General features: G+C 62.4%; 20 protein-coding genes and 1 other RNA gene. 9 read left to right on the top strand and 12 right to left on the bottom strand.

The features are described 5' to 3' along the window. Positions 1-13: 13 nt before the first annotated feature. Positions 14-1633, bottom strand: coding sequence for an ABC-F family ATP-binding cassette domain-containing protein (locus tag METAC_RS0102225; protein ID WP_026605777.1), 1620 nt, complete (start codon positions 1631-1633; stop codon positions 14-16). Positions 1634-2034: 401 nt separating this feature from the next. On the opposite strand from METAC_RS0102225, the gene METAC_RS0102210 reads away from it, so the two are divergent. After that, entirely contained in the window at positions 2035-3273 is a 1239-nt protein-coding gene (locus METAC_RS0102210; protein ID WP_026605776.1) for a metal-dependent hydrolase family protein, read from the top strand. A gap of 55 nt (positions 3274-3328) precedes the next feature. Here METAC_RS0102210 and METAC_RS0102205 read toward each other — a convergent pair whose 3' ends face one another. Next, on the bottom strand, positions 3329-4303 hold the full coding sequence (locus tag METAC_RS0102205; protein ID WP_026605775.1) for an amidohydrolase family protein: 975 nt from the start codon (positions 4301-4303) through the stop codon (positions 3329-3331). A 601-nt stretch (positions 4304-4904) separates the two neighbouring features. Here METAC_RS0102205 and METAC_RS21945 point away from each other — a divergent pair. Next, the gene (locus tag METAC_RS21945) at positions 4905-6368 is read left to right on the top strand and encodes an arylsulfatase B (RefSeq protein ID WP_084143408.1); all 1464 of its coding nucleotides are present in this window, start codon (positions 4905-4907) and stop codon (positions 6366-6368) included. A 34-nt stretch (positions 6369-6402) separates the two neighbouring features. Here METAC_RS21945 and METAC_RS0102185 read toward each other — a convergent pair whose 3' ends face one another. Continuing rightward, positions 6403-7704, bottom strand: coding sequence for an Hsp70 family protein (locus METAC_RS0102185; RefSeq protein ID WP_026605774.1), 1302 nt, complete (start codon positions 7702-7704; stop codon positions 6403-6405). A gap of 92 nt (positions 7705-7796) precedes the next feature. Further along, positions 7797-9563, bottom strand: a complete 1767-nt coding sequence (gene rpsA, locus METAC_RS0102180; protein WP_026605773.1) for a 30S ribosomal protein S1 — start codon at positions 9561-9563, stop codon at positions 7797-7799. 414 nt (positions 9564-9977) lie between these two features. Here rpsA and METAC_RS0102170 point away from each other — a divergent pair, with 414 nt between their 5' ends. Continuing rightward, positions 9978-10475: a putative molybdenum carrier protein gene (locus METAC_RS0102170; protein ID WP_084143406.1), complete on the top strand. Its 498-nt coding sequence runs from the start codon at positions 9978-9980 to the stop codon at positions 10473-10475. 46 nt (positions 10476-10521) lie between these two features. On the opposite strand, the gene METAC_RS0102165 is transcribed toward METAC_RS0102170, so the two are convergent. Beyond that, complete coding sequence (locus tag METAC_RS0102165; protein ID WP_026605771.1) at positions 10522-10824, bottom strand: hypothetical protein; 303 nt, start codon at positions 10822-10824, stop codon at positions 10522-10524. 128 nt (positions 10825-10952) lie between these two features. Then, an RNA gene (gene rnpB, locus METAC_RS25445) (RNase P RNA component class A) lies at positions 10953-11336 on the bottom strand. Between the two features lie 194 nt (positions 11337-11530). Here rnpB and METAC_RS26690 point away from each other — a divergent pair. Both METAC_RS26690 and METAC_RS0102150 read left to right on the top strand, forming a co-directional pair. After that, the gene (locus tag METAC_RS26690) at positions 11531-11866 is read left to right on the top strand and encodes a hypothetical protein (protein ID WP_026605770.1); all 336 of its coding nucleotides are present in this window, start codon (positions 11531-11533) and stop codon (positions 11864-11866) included. Positions 11867-11878: 12 nt separating this feature from the next. Continuing rightward, positions 11879-12625: a peptidoglycan recognition protein family protein gene (locus tag METAC_RS0102150; RefSeq protein WP_026605769.1), complete on the top strand. Its 747-nt coding sequence runs from the start codon at positions 11879-11881 to the stop codon at positions 12623-12625. 208 nt (positions 12626-12833) lie between these two features. On the opposite strand, the gene METAC_RS21935 is transcribed toward METAC_RS0102150, so the two are convergent. Continuing rightward, entirely contained in the window at positions 12834-13784 is a 951-nt protein-coding gene (locus tag METAC_RS21935; protein WP_051335761.1) for an NADP-dependent oxidoreductase, read from the bottom strand. A gap of 332 nt (positions 13785-14116) precedes the next feature. On the opposite strand from METAC_RS21935, the gene METAC_RS0102135 reads away from it, so the two are divergent. After that, positions 14117-14533, top strand: coding sequence for an SRPBCC family protein (locus tag METAC_RS0102135; RefSeq protein WP_026605768.1), 417 nt, complete (start codon positions 14117-14119; stop codon positions 14531-14533). 127 nt (positions 14534-14660) lie between these two features. On the opposite strand, the gene METAC_RS21930 is transcribed toward METAC_RS0102135, so the two are convergent. The 4 genes from METAC_RS21930 to METAC_RS0102115 all read right to left on the bottom strand — a co-directional run bounded on the left by METAC_RS21930 (position 14661) and on the right by METAC_RS0102115 (position 21033). After that, entirely contained in the window at positions 14661-15275 is a 615-nt protein-coding gene (locus METAC_RS21930; protein ID WP_245257405.1) for a hypothetical protein, read from the bottom strand. A gap of 89 nt (positions 15276-15364) precedes the next feature. Continuing rightward, complete coding sequence (gene metH / locus METAC_RS0102125) at positions 15365-19108, bottom strand: methionine synthase (RefSeq protein ID WP_026605767.1); 3744 nt, start codon at positions 19106-19108, stop codon at positions 15365-15367. Next, positions 19109-20026 carry a methylenetetrahydrofolate reductase [NAD(P)H] gene (gene metF, locus METAC_RS0102120; protein WP_026605766.1) on the bottom strand — a complete coding sequence of 306 codons (918 nt, stop codon included), beginning with the start codon at positions 20024-20026 and terminating at the stop codon, positions 19109-19111. Then, positions 20023-21033, bottom strand: coding sequence for an ArsR/SmtB family transcription factor (locus tag METAC_RS0102115; RefSeq protein WP_026605765.1), 1011 nt, complete (start codon positions 21031-21033; stop codon positions 20023-20025). Before METAC_RS0102115 ends, metF begins: the two co-directional genes overlap by 4 nt. Before the next feature lie 163 nt (positions 21034-21196). Here METAC_RS0102115 and METAC_RS0102110 point away from each other — a divergent pair, with 163 nt between their 5' ends. From METAC_RS0102110 to METAC_RS0102100, 3 genes are all read left to right on the top strand, one after another. After that, complete coding sequence (locus METAC_RS0102110) at positions 21197-21418, top strand: PsiF family protein (protein ID WP_026605764.1); 222 nt, start codon at positions 21197-21199, stop codon at positions 21416-21418. Between the two features lie 81 nt (positions 21419-21499). Next, positions 21500-22270, top strand: a complete 771-nt coding sequence (locus tag METAC_RS0102105) for a lysophospholipid acyltransferase family protein (RefSeq protein WP_026605763.1) — start codon at positions 21500-21502, stop codon at positions 22268-22270. Positions 22271-22398: 128 nt separating this feature from the next. Next, positions 22399-22884 carry a hypothetical protein gene (locus METAC_RS0102100; RefSeq protein ID WP_051335308.1) on the top strand — a complete coding sequence of 162 codons (486 nt, stop codon included), beginning with the start codon at positions 22399-22401 and terminating at the stop codon, positions 22882-22884. 50 nt (positions 22885-22934) lie between these two features. Here the strand turns inward: METAC_RS0102100 and METAC_RS0102095 are convergent, their stop codons facing one another. Next, the gene (locus METAC_RS0102095) at positions 22935-23459 is read right to left on the bottom strand and encodes a gamma-glutamylcyclotransferase (protein WP_026605761.1); all 525 of its coding nucleotides are present in this window, start codon (positions 23457-23459) and stop codon (positions 22935-22937) included. Positions 23460-23510: the final 51 nt, after the last annotated feature.

Below are 23510 nucleotides of genomic sequence, written 5' to 3'. Positions count from 1 at the left end.
GTCTGCATATCGGTCAGCTTCGCAGTCCGGGCGCCTCCTGGCCTGTCCGGGCGACATATTCCGTATAGCCGCCCCCGTATTTGTGAACGCCATCCGGCGTCAGTTCGAGCACGCGATTGGACAGCGCCGCTAGGAAGCGCCGGTCATGCGAAACGAACAGCATGGTGCCTTCATACTGCGACAACGCCGTAATCAGCATCTCCTTTGTCACGATGTCGAGATGGTTGGTCGGCTCGTCCAGCACCAAAAAGTTCGGCGGATCGTAAAGCATTTTGGCCATGACCAGCCGGGCCTTTTCGCCGCCCGATAGAACCCGGCACTTCTTCTCCACGTCATCGCCGGAAAATCCGAAGCAACCGGCAAGCGCCCGCAGCGAGCCTTGCCCCGCTTGTGGGAACGAGTCCTCCAGCGCTTGAAACACCGTGCGCTCGCCGTCGAGCAGATCCATGGCGTGCTGGGCGAAATAGCCCATCTTGACGCTTCCCCCCAAGGCCACCGCGCCGCTGTCCGGCTGCGCGGCGCCGGCCACGAGTTTCAGCAGGGTGGATTTACCGGCCCCATTGACGCCCATCACGCACCAGCGCTCCTTGCGGCTCACAGCGAAATCGAGCCCCTCATAGATGACCTTATTGCCGTAGCGCTTATGCACATTTTTCAAACTCGCCACATCGTCGCCGGAGCGCGGCGCTGGCGGGAACTCAAAAGCGACCGATTGTCGGCGCTTGGGCGGCTCCACGCGTTCGATCTTATCCAGCTTCTTCACCCGGCTCTGCACCTGCGCGGCATGGGAAGCGCGCGCCTTGAAGCGCTCGATGAACTTTATCTCCTTGGCGAGCATCGCCTGCTGGCGCTCGAATTGGGCCTGCTGCTGCTTCTCGTTCAGCGCCCGTTGCTGCTCATAGAATTCATAGTCGCCCGAATAGGTCGTCAACGCGCCGCCGTCGATCTCCACAACCTTGGTGACGATACGGTTCATGAATTCGCGATCATGCGCGGTCATCAGCAGCGCGCCGTCATACCCTTTCAAAAAATCCTCCAGCCAGATCAGGCTTTCGAGGTCGAGATGGTTGCTCGGCTCGTCCAGCAGCATAGCGTCCGGACGCATCAGGAGGATGCGGGCCAGCGCCACACGCATCTTCCAGCCGCCGGAAAGGGCGGCCACATCGCCGTCCATCATCTCCTCGCTGAAGCTGAGGCCCGCCAGAACTTCGCGCGCTCGGCCCTCGAGCGCATAGCCGCCAAGATCCTCGAAACGCGCCTGCGCCTCGCCGTAACGCTCGATGATCGCGTCCATGTCTGCTTGCTCGGGATCCGCCATCTCGGCTTCGAGCTCCTTCAGCTCGGCCGCGATGGCGCTCACCGGGCCGGCGCCGTCCATCACCTCGAGGACGGCGCTGCGGCCGGCCATCTCGCCAACGTCCTGGCTGAAATAGCCGATGGTGATCCCTCGATCGGCGACGACCTGACCTTCGTCTGGCTGCTCCTGGCCCGTGATGATCCGAAACAGCGTCGTCTTGCCGGCGCCATTGGGGCCGACCAAACCGACCTTCTCACCTCTCAGGAGCGCCGCCGACGCCTCGACGAAGATGATCTGCTTGCCGTTCTGCTTGCCTATATTATCGAGACGAATCATGAGTGTCTGGCGTCCGGAGAAGATCCCACGCCTTTACGCCATGGGGCGCTCAAGCGAAAGAGCGGGAGCGAGCCGCGCTGCGATATGGGATCTTGCGGTTGAGGGCAAGCGAGACGTCGGCGGCGCCTCCGAATTCAAGTCTATCGAGGACGAGGATGTCCGGCGCCGGTTCCGCGGGGAAAAGACGGCAGCGGAGCGAGCGGCGCAGCTTCGCAAGTTTCATGCGTTTGAAGCAGAACGATGCTTCTCTTTACCAATCTCGGCCACCCTGCGCCAACATGGCGCAATCGCTTGGAACGACGATCGGTCCGCTTGACTGATTGACGGCTTTGGCGATCATCAAGATGCTGCGCGGCAATTATTTGAGCGCCTGCAAGCAATAACGCGAGGCGCGAATTTTAATGCCCGACACTCTCTTTACCAACGCCAGTCTCGTTCTGGACGGCTTCACGGAACTGCAGCGATCGTACAATGTTCTTATCAAGAATAATCGCATAGATTCGCTGTCTACCGAGCCAATCGATCCCGCCGGCGCGGCAATAATCGAGTTGGGTGGCCGGACGCTCATGCCCGGGCTGATCGACGCTCATGCGCACATCACCGGACTTTCCCTAAGCCCAAAGAACATCGCCTATTCGGCGTCGGAAATCGCCATAGCTTCGGCGAACTATTTGCGCAACAGCCTCATGGACGGATATACGACCATTCGCGAGGCGGGCGGCGCGGATTATTCGATCGCCCATCTTGTGGCGACCGGCGCGATCACAGGCCCGCGCGTATTTTATTCAGGCAAAGCGCTGACGCAGACAGGCGGAGGCGCTGACTTTCGCAAAGTCAGCGAACTCATCGACCCTTGCGGCCATATCGGTCCCTTTTCAGTCATGTCGGTCATCGCCGACGGCGTTGACGAAGTGCGCAAGGCGGCGCGCGAAGAATTGCGGAAAGGCGCGACGCAGATCAAACTGTTCGTGTCCGGCGGCGTTGTATTTCCGTCAGAGTCTCACGCCACGCTTTATGAATTTTCCGAAGAGGAATTGAGCGCCATCGTCGAAGAAGCGCGCGCGCGCGGCGTCTATGTCATGGCCCATGTCTACACTGATGAAGGGGTTCGACGGTGCCTAAAGGCAGGCGTGCGTTCGATCGAACACGCCAATTTTGTCAACGAGGAGACCGTCGCAATGATCGCGCAAAGCGGCGCATTCCTCGACCTCACCTTCATATCGCTTGTTCAACGCATCGAAAGCGCTCACGAAACGCATCTTTCGGACAAAATTGTCGAAAATGTCAGGCAAACGGTCGAAAGGGGCAAACAAGTTTATAGATGGGCCAAACAATACAATGTTCCGATCGCTTTCGGCACCGATCTATGGGGCCCGGAGGCGCAAAAAGCGCAGCTCAGAGAATTTGAAATGCGGATTGATCTCGATACGCCGGCCAATGTGATTCGATCGGCTACCGCAATCAATGCGGAACTGCTGATGCAAAAAGGCCAACTGGGCACAATATCTCCGGGCGCTTATGCGGACATTCTGGTCGTCGAGGGCGATCCGCTCAAAGATTTGCGCGTCATGCTTCAGCCGGAGAGAAATCTGAAACTCGTCATGAAAGATGGCGCGATTTTCAAGAATGAACTGGGGTGAAGCGCGACATGCGAGCGCCCTGAACGAACTTGGCTCGCCGCGGGGCGCGGATCGATCACGGCGTTAGTCCAAAGAGCCTGGCCGCATTCAGGCGACCGATCTTCTCGCGATCGTTTTCAGCGATGCTCGCCGCATCGAACCAGGTGGCGGCGTCGCCGACTTCCTCGAATGGATAGTCAGTAGAGAAAAGGACCCTATCGGATCCGATCTCGGAAATCGCGTTGATCAAAGCTTGCGTTCGAAATGAACCCGAGGTCGTAATGTAGAAATTCTGATGGAAGTATTCCTGAAACGTCTTCTTGATCTGAATCCCCCTTGGCGCCGTAGCGACCCGATGGTCCACGCGCCAGATCAGAAAGGGGAGCCCTTCGCCATGGTGACCGAGGATGACCTGTAGATCGGGATGCCGGTCGAACAGACCGCTTCCCATCAGCCTGAGAGCATGCGTCGCCGTCTCAACCCCAAAGGCCCATGCCGAGCCAAGGAGCCAGGGGTGGCCGTCATAGATGCGAGCGGATGTCGCGATGGGATCGCGCGGGTGCAGGTAGAATGGGCGGTTCAATTTCGCAAACTCGGCCCAGAAATCTTTGTATCGGCTGTCATCCAGATAGACGGCCGCCTCTTCGTCGCCGACCTGAGAGAAGCCGTTGACAAGGGCGCCGACGAAGCCGAGGTCCACGATACATCGGCGCGCCTCGATGGCGGCGACGTCAGGATCTTGCAGCGGCAATGCCGCGAAGCCGCGGAATCGATCAGATCTTTTGGCGATGTGTTCGGCAAGGAAGTCGTTCGCCCGACGCGCCGTCTCCGCCGCTCTGGAGACATTGCCGATGGCCTGGATAGCAGGCGAATTCAATGAGATGATCATCATCTCCATGCCATGCTGATCCATGAGCCTCAAGCGAATATCCCCGATGTCGACGAGACGTTTCTTCATCTCGTCCCATTTCTCCGCCACGAAATATTCTTCCGAGTCGCCAACCGTGTCGGGATGCGAGAAATGCTCCTCAAGACCGATCTTCCTCTTCATCCTGTCATCTCCCGAATATCCAACACCACAGAGATCGCTTGTGGCATGCCGCACGCGGAATTCCAATTGAGGACAAGGCGCACAAGGCGGTGTGTCCGCCGCGTATGATTGAGTCGCACGTCCTAACGGCTTCGATCTGGAAGGCAGCGCAGCCTCGCGCCCGCTTTCGGACGAGATTCACAACAATCGAAATCGGGCTCAACTGGTCTCTTCCTTCTCAAGCACGATCCACGCGAGCGGAATGAGCATCGGTTCCGGCGCCGGGGCGAGGAGAGCGCCATATGCACCTCCAAGATCGCTCTCTGAGGACCGACCCTATCCTGGAGTCGCCCGGATCGCAGCCGGAGCCGAAGCTCGGTCGCCTGCGCCGACGACCTTTGCGCCCGAGCGATGGGTCGACAGCGCGCTTTCGCCCATTTATTGGTGCGTCGGACGCAAAGTCGAGCGTTCGACATGCGGAACTGAATTTGTCATTGGTCGACGCGCCGTTGGTCATAGAAAAAGCTGGGCGTGAAAGCGGGCATGTCGCTTCGGTCGCGCCTCCACAAAATGGGCCGCTTTTCATCTCGAGCATTCGCTTGGAGCTTAGGGAGGTTTTGAAATGAGCTTGCCGCTGAACCGTTTGATCGCCCGAGCATTGGCGGCGTTGATCGCAGCCGCGATTCCGGCGGCCGGTGCAATCGCCCAGCAGGACCTCGCCGCAGAGCGGATCCAGCCGCCGAACATCGTTTACATCCTGTCCGACGATCAGGGCTGGAAAGACGTCGGCTATCACGGCTCAGATATTCAAACGCCCAATATTGACGCGCTGGCCAAAGGCGGCGCGCGCCTCGAACAGTTTTACGCTCAGCCCATGTGCACGCCGACCCGCGCGGCGCTGATGACGGGCCGCTATCCCTTCCGATACGGACTGCAGACGGCGGTCATTTTATCGACCCACACTTACGGCCTCGCGACCGATGAATGGCTCCTGCCGCAAGCGCTGAAGGACGCGGGCTATGAAACCGCGATCGTCGGCAAATGGCACCTCGGCCACGGCGATCCGAAATACTGGCCTCGTCAACGCGGATTCGATCACCAATACGGGCCGCTCATCGGCGAGATCGATTATTTCACCCATGAGCAGCACGGCGTCGTCGATTGGTATCGCGACAATAAGTCCGTGAAGGAGCCAGGCTATTCGACGACGCTGCTCGGAAACGACGCAGTGGCGCTGATCGAATCCCATGACGCCGCGACGCCGTTGTTTTTATATCTGGCGTTCAACGCGCCGCACACGCCCTATCAGGCGCCGCAGGCCTATCTCGATCGCTACGCGAGCATCGCCGATCCGAGCCGCCGCGCCTATGCCGCGCAGATCACCGCGATGGACGACCAGATCGGCCGCGTCGTCGAGGCTCTCGACAAGAAGAAGATGCGGGGCAACACGCTGATCATCTTCCAAAGCGACAACGGCGGCACGCGAAACGCCATGTTCGCGGGCGAAGGCGATATGTCCAAAATCAAGATTCCCGTCGATAACGGCCCTTATAGAGATGGAAAAGGCTCTCTCTACGAGGGTGGCACCCGGGTAATATCGCTCGCTAACTGGCCGGGAAAGATAAAGCCCGGCGGCGCCGTGGACGGCATGATCCACGTCACCGACATGTATCCGACCCTTGTGAAGCTGGCCGGCGGCAAACTCGGCAAGAACAAACCGCTCGACGGGTATGACGTTTGGGCCGCGATCGCCGAGGGCCAGTCCTCGCCGCGCACCGAGGTCATCTACAATGTCGAGCCGTTTCGGGCCGGCGTCCGGCAAGGCGACTGGAAACTGATCTGGCGCACGCCGCTGCCGGCCGCCGTCGAGCTTTACAATATCGCCAAGGATCCGTCGGAAAAGAACGATGTCGCAGCCGCAAATCCGGAGAAGACGGCAGCCTTGCAGAAGCGCGCCAATGAACTCGCGTCGGTCATGGCCAAGCCGTTGCTTTTGACGACGGAATTCAAGGCCCTGCGCGAACGGCTCAGTCTGCCGCCAGCGCTTCCCGACGAAGAGATGCTGTTCGAGGACGATTCAGAATAATGTTCTTGCCGCTCGCTTCGAGCCGGCGCGCGTCTCATGCGCCAGCTCTGAGACCCGCCCGATCCGCCGCGATCAACGCGAGCCCCGACGCTACGGATTGAAAGGCGTCGCCGACATGGAGGCGCGACTCGCCGAAACGCTCCGAGAACATCGCCCGCACCGCGGGCACGAAAGAAGTCCCGCCAGTTAGAAACACCGCGTCGACATCGGCGAAATTCAGCCCCGCCTTTTCGACCGCGCGATCCATCGCCTGTGCGATCCGATCGAGATCATCGGCGATCCATGCCTCGAAATCCTTTCGCGTCACCTCCGCCTCGATCTCGATCCCCTCGCGGGCGAAGGTGAAATGCGCCTCCGGCGCGGCGGACAGGCTCGCCTTCAGCCCGCCGATCGCGCGGTAGAGCTCGAAGCCGAGATCCTGCTCGATCAGAATCGTCAAATCCTCCAGCAGCCGAGGCGCCTCGGCGCTTGCCGTGAGCTTTTTCAGCTCGGCCAGGGTCTGCGCCGATTTGAGCCAGGAGAGCTGATGCCATTGCGCGAAGGCCGCATGAAAATAGGCGGGGATCGGCAGGCGCTTGTCAAAAGACTTATAGAGCGTCCCCTTGCCGAGACGCGGCGAGACCACATGGTCGATGAGGCGATAGTCGAAAGAGTCGCCGGCGACGCCCACGCCGTCATGGGCGAGCGCCTGCGCCTCGAGCCGGCCTGCATTTCGGGAAAAACGGAGCAAGGAGAAATCGCTGGTGCCGCCGCCGAAATCGGCGACGAGCACGATCTCTTCCCGCGCTGATTTGCGCGCATGCCAATAGGCGGCGCCGAGCGGCTCATAGGCGAACTCGACGCTCTTCATGCCGGCTTCGGCGAATGCGGTTGCGAGCCGCTCGACCGCCAGCGCTTCGTCCGGCCGCTCGCCCGCGAAGACCACCGGCCGCCCGGCCGCCACGGCGAGCGGCGTTCCGGCGCGCAGCGCGTCATGATCGAAGAGGCGGGCGAGAAAGGTCGCGACCAGCCGCTCGATGGTGAAGCGCTCGCCGTAAAGCCGCGTCTCCGTGAACAAGGGGCTCGCGAGATGAGTCTTGATCGATTGAATGAAGCGCTGATCGCCCTCCGGATTGATTGCGCGGGCGATCGCGGCCGGACCGGCGACGTGACGGACTCCGGCGCGGCCCTCGCGCCAGAACATCAAGGCCGTGCGAAACGTGTCCGTTTGGCCGAAGGCCGAGGGCCACGCCAGGCTTTCCACGCTTCCGTCGGCATAGGCGAGCGCGACGACGCTATTCGTCGTGCCGAAATCGACGCCGAGGCCGATCGGCGCGGCCGCGTCCTTGCCGGGCATGGGCGTTCCTTGCTTCCAGTCAAAAGAAAACCCGCGCGGGGGGCCGCGCGGGCGTTGAATTCTGTCGAGCCGCAAGCGCAGCCCGGATGGCGTTATTCTTCGTCCGCGCCCTTGCCCTTCTTGGGGCCTTCCTCGCGGGCCTTCAGCGCCGCGCCCAGAATGTCGCCGAGCGATGCGCCGGAATCGGCCGAGCCATATTGGGCGATCGCCTCCTTCTCCTCGGCGACCTCCAGGGCCTTGATCGAGACCGCGATCTTGCGCGCGCGGCGATCGAACTGGGTGATCCGGGCGTCGACCTTCTCGCCGACGGCGAAGCGCTCCGGCTTCTGGTCGGCGCGGTCGCGGGCGAGCTCGTTGCGCTTGATGAAAGCGTTGAACTCGGTGCCGACGATCTGCACCTCGAGGCCGCCCTCCTTCACCTCGAGAATCTCGCAGGTGACGACCGAGCCCTTCTTGAGGTCGGCTGCGCCTTCCTCGCCGGGCTTGCCGGCTTCGACCGGCTTCGCCGCGAAAGGATCGGAGGCGAGTTGCTTGACGCCGAGCGAGATCCGCTCCTTCTCGATGTCGACGTCGAGGACCTTGGCGTTGACGATGTCGCCCTTTTTATAGTCCTCGATGACCTGCTCGCCGGGCTTGTTCCAGTCGAGGTCGGAAAGATGCACCATGCCGTCGACGTCGCCGTCGAGGCCGATGAACAGGCCGAACTCCGTCTTGTTCTTGACCTCGCCCGAAACTTCGGAGCCGATCGGATATTTCTCGGCGAAGGCCTCCCACGGATTGGCGAGGGTCTGCTTGAGCCCGAGCGAGATGCGGCGCTTGACCGGATCGACCTCGAGCACCTGAACGTCGACTTCCTGGCTCGTCGCGACGATCTTGCCGGGATGCACGTTCTTCTTGGTCCAGGACATTTCCGAGACGTGGATCAGGCCTTCGATGCCAGGCTCCAGCTCGACGAAGGCGCCGTAGTCGGTGATGTTCGTGACCCGGCCGCGGAACCGCGCATTGACTGGATATTTCGCCTCGATTCCCTGCCACGGGTCGTCGAGCAATTGCTTCATGCCGAGCGAGATGCGGTGCGTCTCGTGATTGATCTTGATGATCTTCACCCGCACGGTCTGGCCGATGGTCAGGACCTCGGTCGGATGATTGACGCGCCGCCAGGCGATGTCGGTGACATGGAGGAGCCCGTCTATGCCGCCGAGATCGACGAAGGCGCCGTAATCGGTGATGTTCTTCACCATGCCCTCGATCACCTGACCTTCCTCGAGGTTGGCGACGATCTCGTGGCGCTGCTCGGCGCGGGATTCCTCGAGCACGGTGCGGCGCGAGACGACGATATTGCCGCGCCTGCGGTCCATCTTGAGGATCTGGAAGGGCTGCGGCGCCTGCATGAGAGGCGTCACGTCGCGGATCGGGCGAATGTCGACCTGGCTGCGCGGGAGAAAGGCCACGGCGCCGTCGAGATCGACGGTGAAGCCGCCCTTGACCTGGTTGAAGATGATCCCTTCGACCTTCTCCTGGTTCTCGAAGGCCTTCTCAAGCTTGATCCAGCTCTCTTCCCGGCGCGCCTTGTCGCGGGAGATGACGGCCTCGCCGAGGGCGTTCTCGATGCGCTCGAGATAAACCTCGACCTCATCGCCGACGCTGAGCTTGCCTTCGCGCCCCGGACCCTGGAACTCCTTGAGCGCGACGCGCCCTTCAGTCTTCAGGCCGAGATCGATGACCGCGACGTCTTTTTCTATGGCGACGACAATGCCTTTGACGACCGAGCCTTCAAAGGCCTCGTTCTGGCCGTAGCTCTCGTCGAGAAGCGCCGCGAAATCGTCGCGCGAGGGCGCGTAGCTGGAAGGTGATGCCATTTGGTCTCCTGATTGCCCGAAAATCTGGGCGGCGCCGGCTGTTCATGTTGGTTGCGCTTCTCTCCGCCGGCGTCCGTCAACTTGGCGACAGGACCTCCGCATGAAGCGGGCCGGCGCTGGGACGGCGGGAAGAAGCAGGGCTCAAGGGGCCTTATCTAGCAAGGGCGGGGCGCGGCGGCAAGGACGACAGGCCGGTTTGAAGGCGAAAACATACACGGCAGGGCCGTCGGCGCCTTTTCCGCAAAAGTGGGATGCGAAAAAGTGGAATCCGGTTTTTCACGAAAAATCCCGTTCTCATTTTCGAGACTCGATCACGTTTCATGTTTTTGGATGTTTCCATCCAAAAACATCATGATCTAGGCGCCCTTTCAGACCTGAAGGCGACCGTTCTTCGCGAGATCGCCGAATTCGTCAATGCAAGAGGTCAAAATGGGCGTCGCCAGAGGGCTCGCGCGCATCGTCTCAGGGGGACAAAGCGGCGTCGACCGAGCCGGCCTGGACTTTGCCATAAGGCGAGGCCTCGATTACTTCGGCTGGTGCCCGCAAGACGGCTGGGCCGAAGATTGCCCGGACCCGCCGGGCCTATTGGCCAAGTATCCGCGCATGAAGCAAACGCCGAGCGCGGACCCGAAACAGCGCACGCGATGGAATGTCCGAGACAGCGACGGAACCTTGGTCATCGTCGCATCGGAGATTTCCGTCTCCCCGGGCTCGGCATATACGATCGACTGCGCCCGCGCCCGCCGAAAGCCGCATCTCGTGACCGACCTTCGCTCTCGCGACGCGGTTTTCACCGCGCGCGACTGGATCGCCGGGCTCGAGGCGGGCGCCTTGAATATCGCCGGTCCGCGCGAAAGCGAATGGCCGGGCATTTATGCGGCGGCGCTGGACTTCCTCCAGCTCTTGTTTTGAAGGTCTTGCTGGTCCCGCGACTGATTGCGCCGCAGGCCGCGCCTCGCTATTTCGCGAAAATTCTGACCAGCGAGACGAGAGCGCCCAAAATCACGACCGTCTGAAAGCCGATGGCGCCGACGACCCATTTCAGGATGTCGGCCTTCGCCTCGGCTATATCGGCTTTTACCGCCTCGATTTTCGCGTTCAGATGCGCTTCTGTCTCCCGCAAATCGCCTTTCGTGGCGAGGTCGCCCTGAGTCGCCTCGCCCAAGGCTTCGGCGAGCGCTTCGGCCTGCTCGGCCGAGAAATGGCCCTTATCCCGCAAGGTGCGGGATAAGCGAAGCGTGTCGAAGAGAATGGCGGTCATGGATGCAATATGGCGACGAAACCGTTGAAAGTCTATTGAGGCTGGTCTCCCGCCCCGCGCGTCGCGCCCCACCATGTGGGCGCAATCACGCCGGAAAACGCGATAGCCTCGTGGAGGCTCGTGGCAAAAGCGCCAGCCGGCCTGTAAGCCGGGTTCTGTATGGCGCGCGAGGTTCTCGCGCGCGTGACGACCATTCCTCTGGGACGGCCGTCGCCGGCCGCCTCGAGCAACCAACCCGGGCGACGATCCGGAGACGGATCTGAGGCTTTACAACCCCGCGTCGCCCCTATTCGGTCTTGCTCCCGGTGGGGCTTGCCATGCCGCTCATGTCGCCATGCGCGCGGTGCGCTCTTACCGCACCCTTTCACCCTTGCCGCTCGACAAAAGCCGCGCGGCGGTTTGCTTTCTGTGGCGCTTTCCCTGGGGTCGCCCCCGCCGGACGTTATCCGGCACCGTGTCTCCGTGGAGCCCGGACTTTCCTCCGCCGCGGCGGCGGCCGTCCGGCCGGCTGGCCCTTGGGGAAATAGGCGCGAAGCGGGGCGCCGTCAATCGCGGCCATTCATCGATTGTCAATTAACGCCGTGCTTCAAATGCCCCCTGCAATTGAAACTCACAACCGAAGAACGAGTTCTGGCTTGACCTCACGCCCCGCCTATAGTGTTTGGGCCGACGGGGTTAAGCGAACCGAAACGCTTAGGTGACGCTGATGCACAAATCTCTTCCCTTCGCGGCTCTGGTCGTCTCGTCCCTGGCGCTCGCCGGATGCGGCTACACGCCCGAGCAGCGCGCGACGAGCGGCGCAGCGCTCGGCGGCGCGACTGGCGCGGCGCTCGGCGCGGCCACGGGCGGCGGCGTCGGCGCCGCTCTTGCTGGAGGCGCGCTCGGAGCGGCCACCGGGGCGATCGTCGGCGCGAACACCAGGCCTCCGCCGCCGCCCCCGCCGGCCTATTATCCCCCGCCGGCGCCGCCCCCCGCGCGATGCGCGCGCTGGGGCTATGACCCCTATGGCAATCCCGTCTGCACGGGTTATTACGGTTACTGAAACTCTGAGCACTTGAAACCTGACACCTCTATCGCCGCGACGGTCGAGCCTTCGCCAAACCACGGCGAACGCCTCGGCCGGAAGCCGGATTCGATCATCCTTCATTACACCGGCATCACCACGGGCGAGGCCGCCTTGCGGCGGCTTTGCGACGTCGAGGCGCAGGTTTCGGCGCATTATCTCGTCTATGAGGATGGGAGCGTGTTCCAGCTCGTGCCGGAGGCGCGCCGCGCCTGGCACGCCGGCATCGGCTATTGGGCCGGCGACCGCGACATGAACACCGTCTCGATCGGGATCGAGATCGCCAACGCCGGCCATCTCGGCGGCGCGCCGCCCTATCCGGAATCCCAGATCGCGGTCGTGATCGCGCTCTGCCAGGACATTATCGCGCGCCACAAGATCAAGCCGCAGCGCGTGCTCGGCCATTCCGATCTCGCGCCCGACCGCAAGATCGACCCCGGCGAATATTTTCCCTGGGAGCGCCTGGCCAAGGCCGGCGTCGGCCATTACGTCGCCCCCTGCCCGATCGAGGACGGCCCAAAGCTCGAGCGCGGCGCGCATGGGCTCGAGGTCGAAAGGCTGCAGTCCCTGCTCGCGATCTATGGCTATGGGCTGAACATCACCGGCCTTTATGGCAGCAAGACCCATGCGGTCGTCAGCGCCTTCCAGCGCCATTTCCGCCCCGAGCTGGTCGATGGGATCGCGGATGTCTCGACCATCGCGACGCTGCGCAAGGTGATCGCGGCGCAGCCGAAATAGGGCTGCTGTGGTCTGAAATCGCAACTCGTCATTCATCTCGCGGCGGCGCGTTTGGCGCGCGGATCGATCCTGTCATGCCGGCCTTGAGATGAATGACGGATTCCGACGATGGCCGATGGAAGAAGCCTAATCCATATCGGCCACCGCATGCTTGACGAGGCTCTGCGGCTTTGGCCGCACGGCGCCAGAGATTTCGGCGGCGTCTGTCTCAGTCCAACCAGCAAGAACAGGTCCGCCAAATGGATCGGAGCGGTGGGATCACCAGCACTATCCTGCCTCGAACATGCCCGTGCTCACTGACGCGGTGCGCTTCCGAGATCTCGTCGAGCGGGTAGGTTCGCTCGACGGGAAGCCAAAAGCGGCCTGCTTCGATGAGGCCTCCTATTTTAGCAAGCGCGTGAAAGGCGTGGCCTTGAAACCCGCTGCTGAAGCGCACCTCGTGCTGTTTCGCTCCGTCGATGTCGGCGAGCGTCACCACGTTCTGAGGGCCGCCCGCGAGAGCGATCAACTCGGGCAGCACTCCGCTTCCGGCGACGTCGAGCGCGGCGTCGACGCCATCGGGCGCGAGGGCGCGGACTCGATCGGCCATGCCTTCGCCATACGTCACCGGTTCGGCGCCAAGGAGTCGAAGATAGTCCTGGTTGGCAGCGCCGGCGGCGCCGATCACGCGCGCGCCGCGGGCGATGGCGAGTTGAACGGCGACGCCACCGATTCCGCCTGTGGTGCCGTTGATGAGCAGGATGACGCCGGGGCCGACGCCGAGTTGGTCCAGGCTGCGCGTGGCGGTTTCGAGCGCGACGGGCAGGCTGGCGGCGTCGACGAAACCGAGGGATGGCGGGATCGGCGCCCGATGGGTCAGAAGCGCCAGTTCGGCCGCTCCGGCGCCGTCGTCGGAGACACCGAATACCCGGTCGCCGACAACGACATCTGTGACGCCTTCCCCGACCTCGTCGACGACGCCCGCAACGTCCCGACCCGTCGTCTGCGGCAGCCCATCGCCGAAGTTCAACAGGCCCTTGCGCAGCTTCCACTCGGTCGCATTGATGCCGGCCGCGCGCACGACGATCCGGACCTGTCCCGGACCCGGATGTGGATCTGGAAGATCCACGATCTCGAGGACCTCCGGACCTCCGAACCGCCTGAATTGCGCTGCTTTCATCATGCTCCTCACTTTCGACGCGCGCGGCGCGCGATTCATTTCGGTTAATATAGCGGCTCGCAATGATGCTGGGTCGTACCCCAATGGGATCGTAGCGGTGACTAAAGAGATTTAGGCGCTGCCCAAATTTGAATATCGCCCTTCAAGCCGAAACGGACCTTCTCCCTTGCTCGAAAATCAAGAATTCTGCACCGACGATTTTGACCTAAAACTCTGGGGATTTTTTGGGAGCTCTCGCGGGAACCGCGCAAACTGGTTGGCTTTAGCCTTGAAGAGATACAGACTAGCTGGCATGCGCGTCCACATGACAACGCTAACAGAAAGGAAAAGCCATGAGCGAGAAGATTACCGTCGAAACAAAGATCGCGGCGCCTGTTGGGCAGGTCTGGCGCGCTTACACAACTCCAGACGACATCAAGCAGTGGAATGCGGCGTCGGATGATTGGCACACAACCAAATCCACGGTCGATCTCCGCGTCGGCGGGGAATTCACGTCGCGCATGGAGGCCAAAGACGGCAGCTTTGGCTTTGATTTCGCCGGAACATACACCAAGATCATAGCTGACAAGCTGATTGAATTTAACTTTGGAGACCGTTCCTGCGCCGTCGAGTTCTTGGCCGACGCTGGCGACGTAACGGTGCGTGTCAGCTTCGAACCCGAAAAAGAGAATTCCGTCGAAATGCAGCGCGGCGGCTGGCAAGCGATTTTGAATAACTTCAAAAAGTACGTTGAGGCGCGAGTCGCTTGAACCATGCGACAGGCGTAGGCGACTTCTTCGTCTTTGCCGTGCATTTATCAAGATATTTGGAACGCACGAAAACGCCTCAAAAGCCGCAAGTTTTGAGAGAATCGCGAAAGGGCTAGGCTTGGCCGTGCTATCCCGTGGGAGAGGGACCCATCAAATGTAAGCAAACATGCGCGACGCTTGCTTCAAGCGGGGCTCGCGACGTATCGAGAATCTCATAACCGGCCTCCTGCGCTTCTCGCCGCAGATAGGAGGCCCAATTCATCATCGTCGTGTTCGCCAGTTCGGGTTGATTTCGGTTTGCGACGAGACGTCGCGTCCGGGTTTCGTCATCGCAATCAACAAGCAGCGCATTAAAATCAGCGATACCAGCTGACGACAGACCTTCGCGCATGAAGCCCAACCGCATTTGGCCTTCGAACAGCACGGCGCGCTTCTGGCGGCCCAAACCTGCAATCCGCGCCATCCACGCGAACGTCATGGCGCGTTGCCAAGCCTCGCCGGACCCCCACCCGGTCACCATAGCCTCTGATGAAGGAACCCCGATGGAGTCGAAGTGGAGCACTTCGGCGAGCTCGGGGCGTTCGAGCTTGATCGCGTTAGCGATTGAGGTCTTGCCAGAACCGGAAGCGCCCGTAAGGATTACAAGTCGCATGTCGCCCGCAGAATGCAGCAAGATTTCAGTGTCGGCAATCGCCGTCGATCTTGCAAAATTCAAGATTTTTGCACGGCAAAACCGCGTCAATTATATCAACACCTTATGGCGTACAGAATTCAGGAGAAAATCTCTGCTCTCTGCACGCCCCATCACAAACCTAACATGAACGCATGCGCTCACTCCGCCGCCGCAGCCGCCGCCAGCGTCGCCGGGTCATAGTTCAACACCGGCGAAAGCCAACGCTCGGCCTCAGCCACGCTCATGCCCTTGCGTTTCGCGTAATCCTCGACCTGATCGCGCTCGATCTTGCCGACGCCGAAATAATCCGCGTCGGGATGCGCGAAATAGAGGCCGGACACCGAGGCGCCGGGCCACATGGCGAAGCTTTCCGTCAGCGCCACGCCGACCTTGCGCTCCGCGTCGAGCAGGCGGAAAAGCGTCGCCTTTTCCGTGTGGTCGGGCTGGGCCGGATAGCCGGGCGCCGGGCGAATGCCCCGGTACTCCTCCGCAAGGCGCTGCTCATGGGTCAGCGCCTCGTCCGGCGCATAGGCCCAGAATTCCCGCCGCACGCGCTCATGCATGCGCTCCGCGAAAGCCTCGGCGATACGGTCGGCGAGCGCCTTCACGAGGATCGAGCCATAATCGTCATTGGCGCGGGCGAAGCGATCGGCGATCTTGCCTTCCTGCGCGCCCGAGGTGACGACGAAGCCGCCGATATAATCCGCCTTGCCGGACTCGGCCGGGGCGATGAAATCGGCGAGCGCGAGATTGGGCTTGCCGTCGCGACGCGGCAATTGCTGGCGCAAGGTGTGGAGGCGCGCCAGCGCGTCGGCGCGGGACTCGCCCGTGTAGAGCTCGATGTCGTCGCCGACGCTATTCGCCGGCCAGAAGCCGATGACCGCCTTGGGATCGAACCAACGCTCCTCGACGACGCGGACAAGCATGGCTTGCGCGTCCTCGTAGAGTTGCCGCGCCGCCTCCCCCTGCTTCGGATCGTCGAGAATGGCGGGAAAGCGGCCGCGCATCTCCCAGCTCTGGAAGAAGGGCGTCCAATCAATAAAGGGGATGAGCTCGGCCACATCATAGGCGCTGAACACGCGCGCGCCGGTGAAGAGAGGCCGCGGCGGCGCGTAGCCCGCCCAATCAGGCTTGAAGGCGTTGGCCCGCGCCTTGACGAGCGGCAGACGCTGCTTGTCGATCTCGGCGCGGCGATGCGCCTCCGCAACCCTTCCATATTCGGCGCGAATCGTTCCGATGTAGTCGTCGCGCGACGCGGCGGAGAGCAGAGCCTGCACCGTGCCAACGGCGCGGCTGGCGTCGGTGACATAGACCGCCTGCCCCCTGGCATAGTTCGGATGGATCTTGACCGCCGTATGCACCCGGCTCGTCGTCGCGCCGCCAATCAACAGCGGCACGTCGAAGCCGGCGCGCTCCATCTCGGCGGCGACATAGCACATTTCATCGAGCGAGGGCGTGATGAGGCCGGAAAGCCCGATGGCGTCGACCTTCTCGGCCTGGGCGGTCTCGAGTATGCGCGCCGCCGGAACCATGACGCCGAGATCGATGATCTCGTAATTATTGCAGGCGAGCACGACGCCGACGATATTCTTGCCGATGTCATGGACGTCGCCCTTGACCGTCGCCATCAGGATCTTGCCGGCGGTGGAGCGCTCGCCGGAGCCGGTCCGGCGCTTCTCCTCGTCCATGAAGGGCATCAGATAGGCGACGGCCTGTTTCATGACCCGCGCCGATTTGACGACTTGCGGCAGGAACATCTTGCCGGCGCCGAACAAGTCGCCGACCACATTCATGCCGGCCATCAACGGCCCTTCGATGACGTCGAGCGGGCGCGCGGAGGCGAGGCGCGCCTCCTCCACGTCGCGATCGATGAACTCGGTTATGCCATTGACGAGCGCATGCTCTAGCCGCTTTGCGACCGGCTCCTCGCGCCAGGCGAGGTTTTTCTCGACCTTTTCCGCCCCTTGCCCCTTGTAGGATTCGGCGAGCGCGAGCAGGCGCTCTGTAGAATCTGGACGGCGGTTGAGGATGACGTCCTCGCAGGCGTCGCGCAGCTCTGGGTCGATCTCGGCATAGACCGAAAGCTGGCCGGCGTTGACGATGCCCATATCCATGCCGGCTTGAATGGCGTGGTAGAGAAACACCGAATGCATGGCCTGACGGACCGGCTCATTGCCGCGAAACGAGAAGGAGAGATTGGAGACGCCGCCGGAAATATGCACGAGCGGAAAGCGCTGGCGGATCTCCCGCGCCGCCTCGATGAAATCGACGCCGTAATTATTATGCTCCTCGATGCCGGTGGCGACGGCGAAAATATTCGGATCGAAGATGATGTCCTCAGGCGGAAAGCCGACCTCCTTCGTGAGGGTGTCGTAAGCGCGCGAGCAGATCTCAACCTTGCGGCCACGCGTGTCGGCCTGGCCCTTCTCGTCGAAAGCCATCACGACCACAGCCGCGCCATAGGCGCGCACGGTCCGCGCGTCGGCGATGAATTTCTCGACGCCTTCCTTCATCGAGATGGAATTGACGATGCCCTTGCCCTGCACGCATTTGAGCCCGGCCTCGATGACCGCGAACTTCGATGAGTCGATCATCACCGGGACGCGTGCGATGTCGGGCTCGGCGGCGACGAGATTGAGAAAATCGACCATGGCCGCCTGCGAGTCGAGCAAGCCTTCGTCCATGTTCACGTCGATGACCTGCGCGCCCATCGCGACCTGATCGCGCGCCACGTCAAGCGCGGCGGGGAAATCATTTTCCTTGATCAGCTTGCGGAATTTCGCCGAGCCCGTGACATTGGTGCGCTCACCCACATTGACGAAGGGAATGTCGCGCGTGAGCGTGAAGGGCTCGAGTCCGGAAAGGCGCAGCAATGGCGCGATCTCGGGGATCGCGCGGGGGGCGAGCCCCTTAATGCGTTCGGCGATCGCCTGAATATGGGGCGGCGTGGTGCCGCAACAGCCGCCGACAATGTTGATGAGGCCGGATTCCGCGAACTCGCCGATCAGCTCGGCCATAAATTCGGGGCTCTCGTCATAGAGGCCGAATTCATTCGGCAGACCTGCGTTGGGATAGGCGCAAATCAGCGTGTCGGCGATGCGCGACAGCTCGGCGAGATGGGCGCGCATCTCGCGCGCGCCGAGGGCGCAATTGAGGCCGAAGGAGACCGGCTTGGCGTGGCGCAGCGAATGCCAGAAAGCGGTCGGCGTCTGGCCCGAAAGCGTGCGGCCCGAAAGATCGGTGATCGTCCCGGAGATCATGATCGGGAGACGCTGGCCGGTCTTGTTGTAGACGTCCTCGATCGCGGCCAACGCCGCCTTGGCGTTGAGCGTGTCGAAAATCGTCTCGACGATCAAGATGTCGACGCCGCCTTCGATCAAAGCGAGGGCCGCCTCCGCATAGGCCTCGCGCAGCTCGTCGAAGCTCACCGCGCGAAAGCCCGGATTATTGACGTCGGGCGAGATCGAGGCGGTGCGATTGGTCGGCCCCAACGCGCCGGCGACGAAGCGACGGACGCTGGTCTTGCGCTCGGCCTCGTCGGCCGCCTCGCGGGCGAGCTTCGCCGCGGCGAAATTCAGTTCGCCGGCCAAGGCCTCCATGCCGTAATCGGCCTGAGAGATCCGCGTCGAATTGAATGTGTTGGTGCCGATAATATCAGCGCCGGCGTCGAGATAGGCTTGATGAATCGCCTTGATCGCTTGCGGCTGGGTTAGGCTCAACAGATCGTTGTTGCCGCGCAGATCGCGCGGCCAGTCGGCGAAGCGCGCGCCGCGAAAATCGGCCTCGCTGAACTTATGCTGCTGGATCATCGTGCCCATAGCGCCGTCGAGCACGAGAATCCTATTCCGCGCGGCCTCGAGGAGCGCCTTGCGGGTCGCCGCGCCGTCAAAAGAATGCGTCATTCAAGCGGCCTTTTGCTCGAGTTTCGGCCTAAGCCCCAAAAGATGGCAGATCGCATAGACGAGATCCGCGCGATTGTTGGTGTAGAAATGGAAATCGCGGACGCCGTGATCCACAAGGCCCAACACCTGCTCGGCGGCGACCGTCGCCGCGACCAGGCTGCGCGTTTGCGGGTCGTCGTCCAATCCCTCAAAGCGATCGGCGAGCCATTGCGGAACGCTCGCCCCCGCTTTTTTGGCGAAGCCCGCCGTCTGCTTGAAATTCTGCATCGGCATCACGCCCGGGACGACCGGAATTTCGATGCCGGCGGCGCGAATGCGGTCCAGATAGCGAAGATAGATTTCATTTTCAAAAAAGAACTGGGTGATCGCTCGATTGGCGCCGGCGTCCACCTTGGCGCGCAGGAAATCAAGGTCGGCGTCGAGCGACAGGCTTTCTGGATGGCGCTCTGGATAGGCGGACACCGAAACCTCGAAATCGCCGATTTTCTTGATGCCGGCGACCAGCGCGCAGGAGCTTTCATAGCCTTCCGGATGGGCCATGAATTTCGCGCCGAGGCCCTCCGGCGGATCGCCGCGGAGTGCGACGATATGGCGGACGCCCGCGTCCCAATAGCCTTTCGCGATCGCGTCGATTTCCTCCCGCCCCGCGCCGACGCAGGTGAGATGCGCGGCTGGCTTGACGACGCCCTCCTTGGCGAGCCGCGCCACCGTCGCATGGGTGCGCTCGCGCGTCGAGCCGCCGGCGCCATAGGTGACCGACATGAAGGACGGCCCGAGCGGCGCGAGACGGTTGATCGATTCCCACAGCATCGCCTCCATGGCGACCGTCTTGGGCGGGAAGAATTCGAAAGACACGCGAATGTCGGGGCAATGCGTCCGGCTCGCGCGCGGAAACTCACAGGACGGATTCTCGCTCATGCAACTTCTCGCGTGGTTAAAGGGACGGGATCGGCGAGCATGCGGCGGTCGCGGCCGAGCCAGAGCGAAACGGTGAGCTTGCCGCCCTCGCGCGCCTCGGGCGCAAGGTCGCGCCGCATGACGAAATCCAATCCGGAAGCGGTCATGAATCCCGCCACTTCCTCGCCGCTGAAGCCGAGGCGGCGATGCGCATGAGCGACGCGCAGCTCCTCCTGCTCATGCGGCGCGAAATCGACGACGAGGAGCCGCCCGCCCGGCCGCAAGGCCCGCGCGGCCTCGCGGATCGCGCGCAGCGGATCGTCGAGATAATGCAAGACCTGATGCATGATGGCGAGATCGTAGAAGTCAGGCTCGACCGGCAAGGCGTAGATGTCACCCTGGCGCAACTGGACATTGCGCAAGCCGGCGCGCTCGACCCGCGCCCTGGCGACGCTCAGCATTTGCGGCGATTGATCGACGCCGACCGCGCGGGACGCCAGCGGCGCGAGAAGCTCGAGCATGCGCCCGCCGCCGGTCCCGAGATCAAGCGCCGCATGCAAGGGCTTCGCGCCGATCGCCTCGCGGATCGCCGCCTCGACGCGCTCCTCTGGAACATGCATCGCTCGCACGTCGTCCCAGGTCGCCGCATGGGCCGCGAAATAGCGCGCGGCCTGCTCCGCGCGGGCTTGGCGCACCTCGGCGAGCCGAGCGCGGTCGGCAAGAAGATGGGCGTCGCCGGACGCGAGCCGGTCGACGAGATCGCGCGCGAAACGCGCCGTCGGTCCGGCCTGGGCGATGAAGAAGAAAACCCAGGCGCCCTCGCGGTGGCGCTCAACGAGGCCGGCCTCGACCAAAAGCTTCAAATGGCGGGAGACGCGCGGCTGCGACTGGCCCAATATGGTGACGAGCTCGGTCACGGTGAGTTCGGCTTCGGCGAGAAGGCTGAGCAGGCGTAGCCGCGTCGCCTCGCCTGCCGCCGTCAAAGCGGAGAGGATGGTCTCGAACGGCGCATGGTCGGTTTGAGGCATCATAGCCTTCGGCAAGAGCGACTAGATGCGTTTATATATGCAGATATATTTATATGTAAAGATCCGCTTTGGCTCGCCCCGAATTTTTACGCCTTGGTTCCGCGGCGGCCGCCGGTTAAGTAGCGGGGGCGCGCGCATCAAACGCCACGAAAGGATTTCGGACATGAGGACGACTTCATCCATTATCGCCGCAGGACTTCTGGCGCTTTCCTTCGCGCAGCCGGCCGCTGCGCAAACGCCCGCGCCGACGGTCGCGGCTAAGCCGGACGCCGGTCCAGACGCCGCGAAAAGAGCCAAATCCAAGGCCTGCTCCGAGCAAGCCGACGCCAAGGGCCTGCACGGCAAGGCGCGCTGGACGTTCCGCTCCAAATGCAAGCGGAGTTGAGGGGCCGCTCCGCCCTCTCGCGCCGGCTCGAGCCTTCAAAATCAGAAATCAAACCGCCCTCTCGCCTCGGCTCTCACCCGCATGCTCTCGATAAGGTCGCATCTTTTCACCGCGCTGTTTTATCTTCTCACCGCCGTCCTTGCGATTTTAGGACTGCCCTATCTCGCCTTTAACCGACTTGCGGTGCAAAGCCTCGCGCGGATCTGGGTCAGCGCCTCGCTTTGGCTGCTCGAGAAGATCTGCCGGATCAAAGTTGAATTTCGCGGTCTCGAAAACCTGCCCGCGGGCGCCTGCCTCATCGCCGCCAAGCATCAATCGACGCTAGAAACCCTGGCGCTCCCCTTGGCGGCGCATGATTTCAGCTTCGTCCTCAAGCGGGAATTGGTCGCCATCCCGATTTTCGGCTGGTATCTGCAACGCGCCGAGCAAGTCGCCATAGACAGGGCGAAGCGCGGGCAAGCCCTGTCGGACCTCAACCGCCAGGTCCGCCAAGCGCTCGCCCAAGGCCGCCAGATCATCATCTTTCCGGAAGGCACGCGCCGCCCGGTCGACGCCCCCCTGCAATATAAGGCCGGAGTCGCGCATCTCTATGTCGAAGCCGGCGCGGTCTGCGTTCCGGTCGCCCTCAACACGGGCCTTTTCTGGCCGCGCGGCAACGGCCTGCGACGTCCAGGAACCGCTGTGATCGCCTTTCTCGAGCCGATCGGAACTGGCCTCGACAAACAAAGCTTCATGACCGCTCTCGAGACGCGGATCGAAGCCGCGACCGCAAAGCTCGTCGCTGAGGCGCTGGCCGCCGACCCCTCCCTCAAAGGCGCCGCAGGCCAGCCGAGGAACGTGGCCGCGCTTTGAGCGCTCGGGGGTCGAGCGCCTGCGGCTTCCTACGTCTTTTTCATTTTTTCGTGTCTTTTACGCGTCATGGTTGACAAGAGATGAATATGTTCTAGCTTTGTTCCAGTTGATTCGTTGGGCGAAGCGTCATGGGCGTTTTAGTTCAGTTTTATTCCGTCACCGGAGCCACGCGTCTTGCGCGGCGCCCCGACCTCGCGGACGAGGCGCCGCGCGAAGACCCGAGATGGCGTTCGCGCGGCCTCGACGCCCCGCTCGATTGTCTGGCGGGCCGCGCTTTGGCCTCACGCTTCCACGCCTGGCGCGGTTTGTCTGGGCGTCGCTATGTGTGCTCGGTGTTTCCAGCCGAGGCCGACGCCTTATGGGGCGGGCTGCCGGAATTCGACAAGGCCATCGTTCTCGCTGTGGCGCTCGACTCTCAAAATGCGCGGCGGCAGATCTCCGCTTTCGAGCTCGAATGGCGCGAGGGCCGATTTTGCGGCCAGCCGGAACAGGTCCGCGAGGCTTTGCGCGCGGGCGTTCGCGAATGGCATGTCCATCTGTTGACCGAAAGCCCGCACGAGCGGCGGGCGGCGCTCGCCGATTTGACCGCCAGCCGCCTCGCGGAAGGCGCCTGAGGGCGATCCCGACGTCGAGCGCCATATCAAAAATTGCACAAAAAAGAGCCTCAGCCGAGTTCCTTCGACAGCCAGTCCAGGATCTCGTCGCGAATGGCGAGCTCGGCGAGATGAGCTTGCGTCTTCTTGACATATTCGGAATTCGCCCCTGATTGGCCGACGCCCTGCTCCACCAGGCGCGCGAGTTCGTCGCGCGCGAGCCGTCCGGCATATTGGGCGTGAGCGCGGTCGGCGACATAGCATACGACGTGAACCATCCGTTTGTCGGCGAGCCGCGCCGGCAGGGAAATTTCGCGATAGACCGACGTGACTTGCTCACGGGCGCGGAGATAGGCGAGCGTCGTCTCTGCCCGACCTGCAGCGACGCGAAACGCGACCCCTTTGCACGAACCGCCCTTATCGAGTCCGAGCACGAGGCCCGGCCGCTCGCTGGTTCCACGATGAACATGGGAATAGACGCAAAGCGAGCGATGATAGCCGCGCACGATCGCGCCTTGCCGCTCGACGAAGTCGAAGCCGGGCCGCCACATCAAGGAACCATAACCGAAGATCCAAAGATCCTCACCTAGAGTCATTCGAATGTTTGCTCCATGACCGGCGGCGCTATAAACGATGATGCGCAAAGA

Origin of the sequence: Methylocapsa acidiphila B2 (genome assembly GCF_000427445.1) — a bacterium.
Taxonomy (GTDB): Bacteria; Pseudomonadota; Alphaproteobacteria; order Rhizobiales; family Beijerinckiaceae; genus Methylocapsa; species Methylocapsa acidiphila.
Note: the sequence above shows the minus strand (reverse complement) of the source record. Positions and strands in the feature narration are given on the sequence as shown.